Consider the following 12,903-nt stretch of genomic DNA (forward strand, 5'->3'; position numbering starts at 1 on the left):
CTTTGAACCTTCAATCAATTCTTGAAGTCACACCTTCCGGAGGCTCGGACGGCATCAAGGTCTTGAAGGGATATGAACCGGCGGTTCGGCAGGCGTGATATTATCCCGAGCAAGGTGTAAAACCTGTATCGAAAATCGCAGCTTCGCTTCCTGGCTCTGGAAATTTTCTGCAATTTGGCTCTCTATCTCGCCTTTCAGCCGTGTTTCAGAAACCAGCAGCCCGCCGTTTCTGGCTGTCTGGACCAAGCACGATCTGGCCTTCATACCGCCGGCCGCCGAGACCTTCACCCGCGATCGCCCGGACGCGGAAATCCATCTTATTGACGCGGGCCATTTCGCCCTGGGAGCCCACCACGCAGAAATCGCGAGTTATGGGCGCGACGTTCCTGGGTCGTTCGACCTTGGCGTCACGCGGCGACAGGGCGTATTACGCCGCTAACGCCTTTCGCCAGGCCGCTTCCGCCCGGTCTTTTCGCTCCATTCGGCCCATGTTTTGTCGATGAGTTCCGGATCGGCGGCGGCTTTGAGGCCGGTGGCGGCGATGGTTTTGGCGGCGTGGACGAAGGCCTTGTGGGCGGCCGGGCTCTTGCCCTGGGCAACCACCTGCCAGGTGTGGGGATTGGTGCCGATCGCCCAGGCCGGCGTCCAGCACTGTGCCGTGGGAATAACCCAGCTGACGTCGCCGACATCGGTCGAGCCCGCGCGGAAATGCGACTTGCCTTCGAACGCCCTCAAGCCCCGGTGGAGAGGCTGAGACCCGTCGACGCGGCTGTTGGAAAGCGCGTCATCCCTGACCTGATAGAGCCGGATACTGCTATCGATCGCCTCCTGCGAGAAGGTCGCCTGAATGTCCTTCGCGAAAGCCTCGTCGGCCTCGTCGAAAGGCACGGGGCCGAGCGCCGTCATCTGCTCATGCATCGCCGTTTCGAGCGTGATGTTGGGCAGCAGGCTGTTGGTTGCCTTGCCGAGTTCCAGCTCAACGCTGGTCTCCGTCATCATGGCAGCGCCTTCGGCGATCTTTTTCACCCGTTCGGCAAGCGACCGCGCACCGACGATTTCCGGAGCCCTGATCATGTAGCGGCCGGCCGCGCGGGCCTGCACGACATTGGCCGCGACGCCGCCGGTCTCGGTGATGGCGTAATGGACCCGGCAATCGGACGGCATGTGCTCGCGCAGGAAGTTGATGCCGATATTGGTCAGCTCCAGCGCGTCGAGCGCGGAACGGCCGAGATGGGCGGCGTTGGAGGCATGCGCGGCCGTGCCCTTGAAGCGGATATCGTATTCGATCACGGCGAGATTGTTGGTGGAGCGCACGCCGTTGAAGGGCGCGGGATGCCAGGTGAGCGCGAGGTCGACATCGTCGAACACGCCGGCCTCGGCCATGATCGTCTTGGCGCCGCCGCCTTCCTCCGCCGGGCAGCCATAATAGCGCACAGTGGCCGCAATGCCGTTCTTGTCAAGATGACGGGCAAGGCCCACGGCTGCAAGCAGCGAACCCGCGCCGAGCAGGTTATGACCGCAGCCATGGCCGCTCGCGCCCGGCTTGTCGGACTTCTCCTCGGCAATGCCGGCGACCTGGTTCATGCCGGCCAGCGCGTCGAATTCGCCGAGGATCGCGATCACCGGCTTTCCGTGGTCATATTCCCCGCAAAAGGCGGTCTCAATGCCGGCAACGCCGCGCGTGACGGAAAACCCGTATTTCTCCAGAAGCGCCGCCTGGAGCTTCGCCGATTCGAATTCCTCGAATTTCAGTTCGGCAAGCTCCCATATCCGGTCGGAGAGTTCGATGAATTCCGGCTTCAATGCCTCGATTTCATTCGCGAGTTGTTCGATCGCCTGCTGCGTCATGGGGAGGTCCTGTTTGCTGCCGGGGCAGCGGGTATGGGGTCATGAAAGGTCGCGCGGCCCATGTCGACGGGCCGCGGGATAAGGGTGTTTGAGGAGAAACGCCGCGCCGCAGAAGCAGCGCGGCGACGAGCCGGTCAGTCGACCGAGACTTCCCATACGCGGGGATTGCCCTGCCATACGGGGGAGCCCTCGAGGCTCGCGGTCGCGGCCCAGATGTCGACCATGTCGTACATGAACAGGCCCGGCATATCCTCGAGCATCAGCGTGTGGAAATCGTCGAAGATCTGCTGGCGCTTTTCCTGATCGGTTTCGCGATAGGCGGCGTCGAGCAGTTCGATGGCCTCCGGATTTTCCCACATCAGCGATGTGTTGTCGTCCTTGTCGCCGACATAGAAGCTCATCATCAGCGCCGGATCGAGACGCGGCGAGACCGACTGCGAGATCACCTGGTAATTGCCCGAGCGGCGGCGTTCCACCTGGGTGGCATAGTCGAGCACCTCGATCTGCACGTTGAGGCCGGCCTGCTGCATCATCGCCTGGGCGATGATCGCCGCCGGATAGCTCGGCACATTGCCGCGACGGTTGGCGATGATCGAGATCGGTTCACCGTTGTAGCCGGCGTCCTTCAACTCCTTCTTCGCCGCCTCGATATCGTAGGGCAGGCACTCTTGCTGGGTCTCGCTGTAATAGATCGAGTTGGTCGCGATCATCGAGCAGTTGGGGGTGCCGGTTCCGTTGGAGGCGGCGGCGACAAGCTGCGGCAGATCGAGCGCCATGGCCATGGCGCGGCGAACGCCCGGATTGGCGAGCACCGGGTCGCGGGTCTGCATGTAGAACAGGTTCTTGCCGTTGTTGACGGCGACGATCAGCTTGCTGTCATCGCGATCCTCGAATTCCGGCATCAGGTCGGGCGAGACTTCGGCGAGATCGAGCGCGCCGGACTGGATGCCGGCCTTCACCGTCGAGGCATCCGGAACCACCATGAACTTGACGCCATCGGCGAGCGGATCCTTGGCCCCGACCGTGCCGTCCGGCGCGCCGTCGTTTGGCGGGGAAACATAGGCGTCATTCTTGACGAGATGGACATATTCGCCCTTCTTCCACTCGTCCCACTTGAACGGGCCCGTGCCGATCGGGGCGACGAAGCTGCCGTCCTCGCCTACGGATTTCGGCGAGATGATGCCGGTGAAGCCGCATTCCGGGCGGGCCATCAGGCCGAGGAAGACCGCCGAGGGCTCGGCAATCGTCATCGTCACGGTCGCATCATCGACCTTCTCGACGCCGGTCAGCTTGACCACGCGGCTGCCGTCGAAATCCGGCAGGCAGCGCCACTTGCTGTCGGCGTCCATGTAGCGGTTCATGGACCAGACCACGTCGTCGGCGGTCATCTTGTCGCCATTGTGGAAGGTGACGTCGTCGCGCAGCGTGAAAGTGTATGTCAGCTCGTCATCGGACATGCTGACGGACGTGGCGAGAAGCGGCTTAACCGCGCCATCCTCGGTATAGCCGACGAGACCTTCGAGAATGTGCATCATGATCGCGTCGGTATTGCCGTCGCGGTTGACGCCCGGATCGTTGGAGCGCAGGTCGGAAGAGAGCGCGACGACGATATCGCGCGCGGCCGCCGTCTGGGTAAGCGCCGCCAGCATCACGCCGGCAAGGAGTAGTTTCTTCATGTTTATCCCTCTTTGGTTCTGTTTTCAGGCCTTCAAAGTCCGGTGAAACAGGCGCGGGCGAGCCGGCCGATCGTCTCGAGTGCCACCGTATAGCCGGGAAGCCCGTCCGGCATGGTGAGCGGTACCCCGTCCGTGTAGACGGCGAGGATGAAGAGCGGCGCGCCGTCGCGATAGACGATACCCGCATCCATGCGTCCGCGCTTTCCCCTTCCGCCCTTGCTGGCGATCACCGTGTCGAAGGGAAGGCGCGAATGGATTCCGTAGCGCAGGACCTGCGATTTCAGCATTTTCAGCGCGAAGGCCGACAGCTCCTGCGAAATGCCGAGCCGCGCCGAGGCCGCGGCATCGGTCTGGGCGGCAAGGATCGTGTCGAGCAGCATCACCTGATCGGCGGCTGTCGTCACCGTCACCGCGTCGAGCGGATGGTCATGCGGCAGCGCGATCGGCGGGATCAGGAAGCGGTGATGGGTGCCGATCATGCCGATTTCCGCGCAATAGGCCTGAACCTCTTCCAGAGTCAGCCGTTCGAACACCATATGGGTGCAGACATTGTCGGAAAGCGTGATCATGCCGGCGATCGCGTCCCGGAACGTCAGGACCATGCCGGGGGTCATGTGGCGCAACACGCCGCTTGCCACCTGTTCGGCGTGATGCGGTTCATAGACGATCTTCTCGTCGAAGCTGAGCCGCCCCTCCCCGATCGCCTTCAGCGCCGCCATCATGATCGAGATCTTGCGGGTCGAGGCCGACGGGGTCTCCTCGGTGGCGCCGCGCTCGATGGTTTCGCCTGTCAGCAGGTTCTTGACCTTGAAGCGGATGGTGAAATCCTGCGCATCGCAGATCTTCGCGAGTTCGGCGGCCGTCGCTTCGGTCTTTTCGGTTGTTTCAGTCATCTTGTTCCTCCAGACGCCATTTGAGCTTTACGCCGCCGCTCTCGTTGAAATCGAGGGCCGGAATGGCCCGGAGCAGGCGTTGCGTATAGGCATGCTGCGGGCGGTCGAAGATCTCGTCGCGCGGGCCTTCCTCAACAATCCTGCCGTGCTGCATCACGATCACCCGGTCGGCAATCTGCTCGACCACGGAGAGGTCGTGGCTGATGAACAGGCAGGAAAAGCCGTGCTTCTTCTGCAGGTCGGCGAACAGCGCCAGCACTTGCGCCCTGACCGTCACGTCGAGCGCGGAGACCGGCTCGTCGGCGATCAGCAGTTTCGGCTCGCGCACCACGGCGCGGGCGATTGCCACGCGCTGGCGCTGGCCGCCGGAGAGCTCGTGCGGCAGGCGGTCGGCGAACTCGCCGGGCAGACCCACCTCGGCAAGGGTCGCAAGCGCCCGCCGGCGCCGCTCGGCGGCGTTGAGGCCCGGCATGGTGCGCAGCGCCTCTTCGACGAGCTTGACGATGGTGATGCGCGGGTCGAGCGAGGAATACGGGTCCTGAAACACCATCTGGCAGTTCTGCCGATAGTGCGCCCAGTCCTGTTCCCGCGGCTTGCCGTTGAAAAGGATATCGCCCTCAGTCTGGCGGATCAGGCCGGCAATGGTGCGGCCGAGCGTGGTCTTGCCGGAGCCCGAGCCGCCGACCAGCGCCACCACCTCGCCCTGCCGGATATCGACCGAGACACCGTGCAGGGCGCGCTTGGCCTGGCCCTTGCGAAACAGCGCGCCGGCCTTGTGATAGTCGACGATCACGCTCTTGACGGACAGCACCGGCGTATCGTCCGGCGGGAATGCCCGCGTTTCACCGCGCCCGGGCAGCGACGACAGCAGCTTGCGGGTATAGGCATGTTGCGGGTTGGTCAGAATGTCGTCGGTGGTGCCGGTCTCGACGACGACGCCCTTTTCCATCACCGCGATGCGGCTGGTATAGCGCGCCACCATCGGCAGATCGTGGCTGATCAGCAGAACCGCCGTACCTTCGGCGCGGGTAAGCTCCACCATCAGTTCCATCACGTCGCGCTGGATCACGGCGTCAAGCGCGGTGGTCGGCTCGTCGGCGATCAGCAGCGCCGGTTTCAACAGCATCACCGAGGCCAGCATGATGCGCTGGCGCATGCCGCCGGAAAACTCGTGCGGATAGGCTGACAGCGCGCCCTTCGGATCGACGATACCGACGCGGTCCAGCATGGCGAGGATCGCGTCCCGGCGTTTTTCTCGGGAAAGCCCGGTATGGAGCTTGAGCCCTTCCTCAAGCTGCCGCCCGATCACCATCGACGGGTTGAGCGAGGTCATCGGCTCCTGGAACACCATGCCGATCCGCGCGCCGCGCAGCGATCGGAGATCGCGCGGGCTCATGGTCAGCGTGTCGCGGCCCTCGAATACCGTCTCGCCGCTCACGGGCGTGATGCCGGCGGGCAGAAGCGACATCAGCGCGCGGGTCGCCAGCGTCTTGCCGGAACCGGATTCACCGACAATGCCGAAGATCTCGCCGGGTCGAACGTCGAAGGAGACGTTGTCGACGAGCTTGACGCCATTGCCGAGGGAAAGCGTCAGGTCGCGGACGGAAAGGAGAATATCCTTCATCATTTCAGCCCCCTCATGCGCGGGTCGAGCCGGTCGCGCAGCGCGTCGCCCAGAAGATTGATGCCGAGCAGCGTGAGCGCGATGCAAAGGCCGGGAAAGACGCCGAGCCAGACGGCCTGCTCGATGAACGGCCGGCCGGCGGCCAGCATATTGCCCCATGTGGGCGCCGGCGGCGGCACGCCGAGGCCGAGGAAGGAGAGCGCGCTTTCAGACAGGATCGCCCAGCCGAACATGGTGGTCGCCAGCACCGACATCGGGGCGAGGCAGTTCGGCAGGATATGGCGAAACACCGTGTAGAACTCGCTGTTGCCCATCAGCTTCGAGGCTTCGATGAATTCGGATTCGCGCAGCGTCAGCACCACGCCGCGCACCAGCCGCGCCATTGACGGCGTGTAGGCGATGCCGAGCGCGAAGATGATGCCGTACTGGTTGGCCCCGAAGACGGCGAGCAGGCCGAGCGCCAGCAGGATGCCCGGAAAGGCGAGCAGCGCATTGTTGACGGCCATGATCAGACCGTCCGTCAGCCCCCGCGTATAACCGCTGACGAGGCCGATCAGCGTGCCCATGACAATGGTGAAGGTGACGGTCAGTGTGCCGATCCACACGCTCGCGCCGGCGCCGACCATGATCCGGCTGAGCACGTCGCGGCCGAATTCGTCGGTTCCCATCCAGTGGGCAAAGCTCGGCCGCTCAAGCCGGGCGACGAAATCGAGTTTGAGCGGATCATAGGGCGTCCAGAACGCGCCGAGAAGGGCGACAACGAGCAGGAGACCGATCAGGAAACCGCCGATCGCGGCATTATAGGACAGTTTTCTCATTGTGCCGTCACCCGGGGATCGAACAGCGGATAGAACAGGTCGATGATCAGGTTGACGACGACATAGGAGAGCGCGACGAACAGCAGGCAGCCCTGAATGACCGGGTAGTCGCGCTGGAAGATGCTGTCGACCATCAGCCGACCAAGGCCGGGGATCGAGAACACGGTTTCGATCACGGCAATGCCGCCGAGCAGATTGCCGAGGATCAGCCCGATCATCGTCCAGGTCGGACCGAAGGCGTTCTTGAAGGCGTGACGCCACAGAACCGCCATTTCGGAAAGTCCCTTCGCGCGGGCATGGGTGATATAATCAAGCCGCAGCACTTCCAGCGTCGAGGCGCGGGACATGCGCAGCAGCACGCCCATCTCATGCATGACGAGGGTGGCGACCGGCAGGATGATATAGATCAGGCCCTCGGTGAAATTGTCGCGCAGCGAGACATAGCCCAGCACCGGCAGCCAGCCGAGCTTCAGACCGAACAGCAGAAGCAGCAGCAGGCCGAGCCAGAAGGTGGGGATCGAAAGAAGCAGCGTCGCACTGCCGACAAGCGCGAGGTCCGTCACCGAATTCTGCCGCCACGCCGCGATAATGCCCGCGGGCACGGCCAGAATGGCCGCCAGCACCACCGCGATCAGCACGATCTCGCCGCTGATGACAAAGCGCGAGGCGACCAGCGGCAGCACCGGCTCGTCATTGATGATCGAGCGGCCAAGATCGCCGGAGAGCGCGTTTTCGCTCCAGATCAGAAATTGCTGCGGCAGCGACTTGTCGAGGCCAAGCTCGGTCTCGAGCGCGGCGATCTGCCGGTCATCGGCCATGTCGCCGAGCAACAGTTCCGCCGGATTGCCGGGAATGAGACGGATCAGGCCGAACACCGTGATCGATACGATGATCACCGTCGGTATAGCCATCGCGACGCGATGGAGGAAAAATCTGAGCATCAGAACCCCTCTGAGCCCTGCCCTTGCGGCGGCAGGTTTGTTTATTGTCAAAAGTATGACGAAGCGAAAAAGATACCGCAACACTATGATAATCTTCATAGGAATATGCAGTCGTGCTCACCGTTCGGGGGCATGTTTCATCAGGGAAACCGGCAACGGGGACGGTCTACTCGTCCACCTGAGAGCGTTCGATCTGGCGCTTCAAAGCCGCCATCAGCCCCTTCGCGGCAAGCGACATCGGTACGCCCTCGGCAGTCGCGATCCCGAAGCGCTGCGTCAGCCTGGGCTCGAACGGCCGTTGCACCACGGGCAAGTGCTTGTAGAGATTGGCGTAGAAACTGCTGGCCAGCGCGATCCCCAACCCTTCGGCGGCATAGGCGCAGGCGGAGGAGTTGGAATGCGTTTCGATGCGCACGTCGGCACGCACGGCCTCGTTCTGCAACAGCCGGTCGAGCATCACCCGATGGGCGCGCAGCCGGCCGAGCATGATCAGCGGTTCGCCGCGCAGATCCTCCGGCCGGATGACGTCGCGGGCAGCGAGCGGGTGGTCCCGTTGCATGACGGCCACGCTTCGCCCCTCGGCAACGATCTCGAGCCGGATGCCGGGACTGATTTCGCCCTCGTGGCGCAGGAAGCCGAAATCGATCACACGCTGGTCGATCATCCGCTGAATGGTCATGGTTGTCTCGAAAAAGGTCTCGACCCTGACGCCGGGAAAACCCTCGCGATAATCCTTCAGCATGGCGGGCGCGAAATTTTCCCACATGCTGCTCGGCAGGCCGATGCGCACCGCCTCGGTTTCCGACGCCCCGGTGCGGATTTCATCGGCAAGCTGGCTGAAGCGCGCCAGGTTCAACAAAACGGTCTTCGCCTCGGCCTCCAATGTGCGCGCCTCCGGCGTCGGCACCAGCCTTCCCTTTACGCGCTGAAACAGCGTCAGATTGAGATCGGATTCCAGGTGCTGGATCATGCGACTGACGCCCGACTGGCTGAGCCCTGTGCTCTTGGCCGCACCCATCGTGGAGCCCGTCGAAAGCACCGCGCGGAAAACTTCGAGCTGTTTTATGTTCATTGCACCCGTCGCTGCTTGCATCGCGCTACTATCGAGCGCTACGCCATCTTCTCGGTCCTGTCGCGTACCATTTCCATTGCTGGCTTAACGCGGCCACCGTCGATCTCAAGTCGTCAATCGGTCTCTGTTATCCATTCCTTCAGGTTCCTTCGAAGAAATCAATGAAAGACCGTCTGTTCAAGACATATTGAAGCCACTTGGGTTTGCCGGGGTAATTTCTACTTCCAGACAGATTTAACGAGGACTGAGCGCGTCTAGCGTTATGTGAACGAGACATTTCCGAATGCTGACGGATCATCGCGGACTTTGAGGAAGAACCGTTTGAAGTGTAAGGCGACAGGCGTGCTATCGCGCCGCCGAGGCATCAAACCGGTAGGTCGGATAACCTTTCCATTCTCTCCTGTGCCGCTTCATGGTCGCGAAGCGCGACATTCAGGAATTAGATATCGCCGGCCTCTTAGCAGCCGCCAATCCGCAAGCCCGCGTTGCATGACACTTCATAGGTAGCGAGCAACGCCTGCGCATCCCCCCGTTTTTTTTCCGCCGCCACGCCAGTCTGCCAGCAACTGTCCGCATTCGCCACCGATGCACAGCCCAGAATGGTTTGTGCAGCCATCGACATTACTGCGCTCTGCATCGGTTCGGCTGCCGAAGCGCCCGGAAGAACCGCCGCGACCATAATAAGAAAGGCCGCCAAGATTGATCGCATTGTTTCTCCCAGCCAGCGGTTCGGTCTTGCCCGAGGATCACCCCGCGCCGCGCTATATTCCAGAGACGGCCTGCTGCTGTTCCCCATATCGCGTTTGATCGCGGTTCAGAAGCAATCTAGAATCGAAACGCAGCAGCGTTCAGCACGGCTAGGTAAACCACGACCTACTGGCACTGCCCTCTCGGCCATCGGGTTCGATCAGCATCCCGATCGGCAATATAAGCCTCAAGCATTTCGCCTTCTACCCAAAGGTCTTGAAAGGATTCGCGCCGCCGACCCCTCAATTGCCGTTGCTGTATGGTATATCCTACAGACATCCCAGCGCAGCCGAAGACGAGTTTAGGTCGATTGAGAGACTTTTGGCCAGCGCAGGAGATCGGGAATGAGCTTCGCTCTGCTTGGCAATAGTTGATAAATCACCTTTCTTTTCGAAAATCGATTCTGATTTACGAGCCGATGCGCTAGTGTTTGCAGCAGGATTTGCCTGCCCAACCCCAAGTCAGAGCAAGACGGCACTCACCGTGGGGTTACGAGCCCGCGACGACCGGCTCTATCTCAATGTTCAAGCTGAGTAGTCTGGACGCTCAATATCGGCCACGATTCCCACCTGCTCAGGCGTCCAGTCGAGTGTTGTCCTGGTCCATACATTCGAGGCGGGTCCGCTATTTCCGACCCATGTTGCCAGCGGACCAAAATGCTTTTCTGCTTCATCCGGGGTGAGCGACGTCGACGGCAAGCCAAGCTGGCGGCCAATCGCTTCGGCAATATAGCGGAAAGCTACGCCTTCCTCTGCAACGGCATGATAGACTTCTCCGCGCGCGGCCCTCTCAAGTGCGAGACGATAGACGCGTGCGGCGTCCAGACGGTGGACCGACGGCCACAAATTGGCCCCGTCACCCATATAGGCGGACACGCCCTTCTCGCGCGCCACGGCCGCCAGCACGGGAACAAAACCATGGGTCTCGCCTCTGCCATGGACGGAGCGAGGGTTACGCACAACATTGGCGTGGATGCCGCGCTCGGCCAGCGCGAACGCTGTCTGCTGGGAGGCGCGCGGGAAGGCGGGCATCACTTCGGGCCGATCGGTCTCGAGCGCCTTCTCCCCCGTCATGTGCAAAAAGCCATCTGTCACGATGATGGGCCTTTCCGATCCTTCAAACACAGCGCCAAAGGTGTTGATTGCGGCCGTGTCCTCGGCGGCCAGCGCGCCAATGCGCGATATGTCGAGACCGAAAGCCGTATGAATGACGCCGTCAGCATTTTCAGCCGCTGCGCGCAGCACGTCGAGATCGGCGAGCGAGCCGATCACTGGCGTAACGCCCGCAGCCTGAAGCGCCGCCGCCTTGTCCGCCGAACGCGCGAGCCCCACCACGCTATGACCCGCTTGAAGCAATTCCCGGGTCACCACCGAGCCGATCCAACCGCCAGCCCCTGTCAAAAACACACGCATCTCAAACTCCTTGCCGGTCTACGCCATGGTTTGCTATAGATCCTGTCAGTCACTGACATAGACCTGATGTCAGTGACTGACAAGGGGGTGCTTATGACAAAAATGAAAGGCGATGCACGGGTTCGCCTCCAGCAAGCCGCATTGGCGCTGTTTCGCGAGCATGGCTACGAACGGACGACGGCCGCCGAGATAGCGGCGCGTGCCGGCCTGACGGAACGCACGTTTTTCCGCCATTTCCCTGACAAACGCGAAGTGCTGTTCGATGGCGAAGCGATCCTGCGCAAAGCCTTGACCGCCTCGATCCGCGATGCGCCGACCGAAGCTCGTCCGCTCGACGTGCTGTTTCGCGCGTTCCGGTCGGTCACGCCCCTGCTTGAGGCAAACCGCCCGTTCTCCGAGCCCCGGCAGGAAGTCATCGCGGCGACGCCAGCCCTCCACGAACGCGAATTGTCCAAGATGGAAGCGCTCGCTGAGGCCCTGGCAACGTCTTTGAAAGAGAGGAACGTGCCAGACCGCCAGGCCATCTTGGCAGCGCGCGCCGGCATGGCAGCCTTCGTCGATGCGACCGTATCATGGATCGAGGATCCTGGCATGACGCTCGGCGAACGCATCGACATTGCCGAGCGCGACCTAAAGGCCGTGTTGTAGGGTCTCGATGGATTGCACTGGGGCGGCCTGCCTCCGCCCTCGGTGCCTGTTACCGGAACGAGACGCCACGTTTTTCGGCACTGTAGATTTACTCTTAAAGCTGGGACTCGGGCAGCCTCTGGTAGCTGCCACGCCTTTCGTTCTGACATGCACGGACGCCCGCGCGCCGAAGAGGGACATGCCGCACTCGTTAGAGGCGGAGCAGCGGGTCGGCCGAGTCTTACCTCGGCCTCACAGAGATCAGCGTTTGAAGCGCGGCGCCCTCATCGCTGTTCGAACAATTCCACAAGCATGCCCTCGTTGTCGTGGATGAAGGCAAACCGCGATCCGCTGCCGTCAGGAACCTCGCGAGGCGGGGAGACGATCTTTACATGCCGGCCCTGCAGATCGGCCACCGCTTCTTCGAGATCGGCAACCGCAAGCGCGATATGTCCGATCCCGCCGATGCGCAGGTTTGTGTCGGGCTGGCGTCGTTCATCCGTCATCGGGGCAGCCTCGTCGTTCTGAAAGAGCTCGAGCCGAATATCGCCGCGACCGATAAAGGCCGCTCTTACCCCGGGCCAGCCGTAGCTGGAGAGCAGCTCGAAACCGAGCGTTTCCCGATACCAGGCGATGCTCGCATCGAGGTTTGTCACGGTGGCGCCGACATGGTGAAGGCCAGAAAGGGCAATGGGCTGTGGCATATTTATGATCTCCAGGTTCGTAAGTGTGTCCGTCGTTGGACGAGGATCTTCCGGGCCGTTGACTTGCCCGAGAAGGAGTGTCGTTGCGAAAGGTATAACCGAGGCAACCCGCCCGTTTTCGAGCCGGAACACCCCAAGCGCGCCTCAGATTGTTGCATTTGCCAGCACGTCTCGCATCGACACCGGATCGCGCCCGAGAAGGCTGGTAAGGGTCGGGTCGGGGCGGTCGAATTCGCCCGCGCGCGCCGCACGAAAATAGCCCAGCATGACGGCAATCGCGCCCTCAGGCAGGCCGTTCTGCCGCGCACTGCGCGCATTCTCTTCCTCAGACACCACCTTCCTCGCAGCATCCCGTCCGGTCTTCTCGGAGGCGAGCCGGGCGAGATCTGCAAGGTCGAGGGACTCGCTTCCGGTCAGCGGAGGCGTGGCGCCGTCGATCACCTCCTGCCCCGCGAGCAAACGGGCACCGGCCTCGGCCAGGTCTTGATGCGTCGTCCAGGCGACGCCGAGAGCTGGCTCGTATAAGGCAGGCGTTCGATGA

12 protein-coding genes are annotated in these 12,903 nt (G+C 62.3%); 1 reads left to right on the forward strand and 11 read right to left on the reverse strand.

Annotation, left to right across the window (positions count from 1 at the left end; all coding sequences use genetic code 11):
* Nucleotides 1–435: 435 nt before the first annotated feature.
* The 9 genes from FF124_RS18820 to FF124_RS18860 form a co-directional block, all read right to left on the reverse strand.
* A complete protein-coding gene (locus FF124_RS18820) occupies nt 436–1,848 on the reverse strand; it encodes a M20 family metallopeptidase (RefSeq protein WP_138750025.1) in 1,413 nt (470 codons plus the stop codon).
* Between the two features lie 134 nt (nt 1,849–1,982).
* The gene (locus FF124_RS18825; RefSeq protein ID WP_138750026.1) at nt 1,983–3,524 is read right to left on the reverse strand and encodes an ABC transporter substrate-binding protein; all 1,542 of its coding nucleotides are present in this window, start codon (nt 3,522–3,524) and stop codon (nt 1,983–1,985) included.
* Between the two features lie 32 nt (nt 3,525–3,556).
* The gene (locus tag FF124_RS18830; RefSeq protein ID WP_138750027.1) at nt 3,557–4,417 is read right to left on the reverse strand and encodes a serine hydrolase; all 861 of its coding nucleotides are present in this window, start codon (nt 4,415–4,417) and stop codon (nt 3,557–3,559) included.
* Nucleotides 4,410–6,044, reverse strand: a complete 1,635-nt coding sequence (locus FF124_RS18835; protein ID WP_138750028.1) for an ABC transporter ATP-binding protein — start codon at nt 6,042–6,044, stop codon at nt 4,410–4,412. The genes FF124_RS18830 and FF124_RS18835 overlap by 8 nt, the downstream gene beginning before the upstream one ends.
* The gene (locus FF124_RS18840) at nt 6,041–6,859 is read right to left on the reverse strand and encodes an ABC transporter permease (protein WP_138750029.1); all 819 of its coding nucleotides are present in this window, start codon (nt 6,857–6,859) and stop codon (nt 6,041–6,043) included. The genes FF124_RS18835 and FF124_RS18840 overlap by 4 nt, the downstream gene beginning before the upstream one ends.
* A complete protein-coding gene (locus tag FF124_RS18845; protein WP_138750030.1) occupies nt 6,856–7,800 on the reverse strand; it encodes an ABC transporter permease in 945 nt (314 codons plus the stop codon). Before FF124_RS18845 ends, FF124_RS18840 begins: the two co-directional genes overlap by 4 nt.
* A gap of 166 nt (nt 7,801–7,966) precedes the next feature.
* Nucleotides 7,967–8,872, reverse strand: a complete 906-nt coding sequence (locus tag FF124_RS18850) for a LysR family transcriptional regulator (RefSeq protein ID WP_045684773.1) — start codon at nt 8,870–8,872, stop codon at nt 7,967–7,969.
* 457 nt (nt 8,873–9,329) lie between these two features.
* Complete coding sequence (locus tag FF124_RS18855; RefSeq protein WP_138750031.1) at nt 9,330–9,581, reverse strand: hypothetical protein; 252 nt, start codon at nt 9,579–9,581, stop codon at nt 9,330–9,332.
* Nucleotides 9,582–10,143: 562 nt separating this feature from the next.
* On the reverse strand, nt 10,144–11,031 hold the full coding sequence (locus tag FF124_RS18860) for an SDR family oxidoreductase (protein ID WP_138750032.1): 888 nt from the start codon (nt 11,029–11,031) through the stop codon (nt 10,144–10,146).
* A gap of 93 nt (nt 11,032–11,124) precedes the next feature.
* Here FF124_RS18860 and FF124_RS18865 point away from each other — a divergent pair, with 93 nt between their 5' ends.
* On the forward strand, nt 11,125–11,679 hold the full coding sequence (locus FF124_RS18865) for a TetR/AcrR family transcriptional regulator (protein ID WP_138750033.1): 555 nt from the start codon (nt 11,125–11,127) through the stop codon (nt 11,677–11,679).
* Between the two features lie 263 nt (nt 11,680–11,942).
* Here FF124_RS18865 and FF124_RS18870 read toward each other — a convergent pair whose 3' ends face one another.
* The gene (locus tag FF124_RS18870; protein WP_138750034.1) at nt 11,943–12,362 is read right to left on the reverse strand and encodes a VOC family protein; all 420 of its coding nucleotides are present in this window, start codon (nt 12,360–12,362) and stop codon (nt 11,943–11,945) included.
* Nucleotides 12,363–12,506: 144 nt separating this feature from the next.
* Nucleotides 12,507–12,803 carry a Rossmann-fold NAD(P)-binding domain-containing protein gene (locus FF124_RS20715; protein WP_210237509.1) on the reverse strand — a complete coding sequence of 99 codons (297 nt, stop codon included), beginning with the start codon at nt 12,801–12,803 and terminating at the stop codon, nt 12,507–12,509.
* Nucleotides 12,804–12,903: the final 100 nt, after the last annotated feature.

This window comes from Martelella lutilitoris, from assembly GCF_005924265.1.
Taxonomy (GTDB): domain Bacteria; phylum Pseudomonadota; class Alphaproteobacteria; order Rhizobiales; family Rhizobiaceae; genus Martelella; species Martelella lutilitoris.

Bases quoted from the DNA above. Each gene is read 5' to 3' on its own strand.
- FF124_RS18830 (WP_138750027.1), bottom strand. From the start codon at position 4,417: ATGACTGAAACAACCGAAAAGACCGAAGCGACGGCCGCCGAACTCGCG.
- FF124_RS18850 (WP_045684773.1), bottom strand. From the start codon at position 8,872: ATGAACATAAAACAGCTCGAAGTTTTCCGCGCGGTGCTTTCGACGGGC.
- FF124_RS18825 (WP_138750026.1), bottom strand. From the start codon at position 3,524: ATGAAGAAACTACTCCTTGCCGGCGTGATGCTGGCGGCGCTTACCCAG.
- FF124_RS18860 (WP_138750032.1), bottom strand. From the start codon at position 11,031: ATGCGTGTGTTTTTGACAGGGGCTGGCGGTTGGATCGGCTCGGTGGTG.
- FF124_RS18870 (WP_138750034.1), bottom strand. From the start codon at position 12,362: ATGCCACAGCCCATTGCCCTTTCTGGCCTTCACCATGTCGGCGCCACC.
- FF124_RS18820 (WP_138750025.1), bottom strand. From the start codon at position 1,848: ATGACGCAGCAGGCGATCGAACAACTCGCGAATGAAATCGAGGCATTG.
- FF124_RS18865 (WP_138750033.1), top strand. From the start codon at position 11,125: ATGACAAAAATGAAAGGCGATGCACGGGTTCGCCTCCAGCAAGCCGCA.
- FF124_RS18835 (WP_138750028.1), bottom strand. From the start codon at position 6,044: ATGATGAAGGATATTCTCCTTTCCGTCCGCGACCTGACGCTTTCCCTC.
- FF124_RS18855 (WP_138750031.1), bottom strand. From the start codon at position 9,581: ATGCGATCAATCTTGGCGGCCTTTCTTATTATGGTCGCGGCGGTTCTT.
- FF124_RS18845 (WP_138750030.1), bottom strand. From the start codon at position 7,800: ATGCTCAGATTTTTCCTCCATCGCGTCGCGATGGCTATACCGACGGTG.
- FF124_RS18840 (WP_138750029.1), bottom strand. From the start codon at position 6,859: ATGAGAAAACTGTCCTATAATGCCGCGATCGGCGGTTTCCTGATCGGT.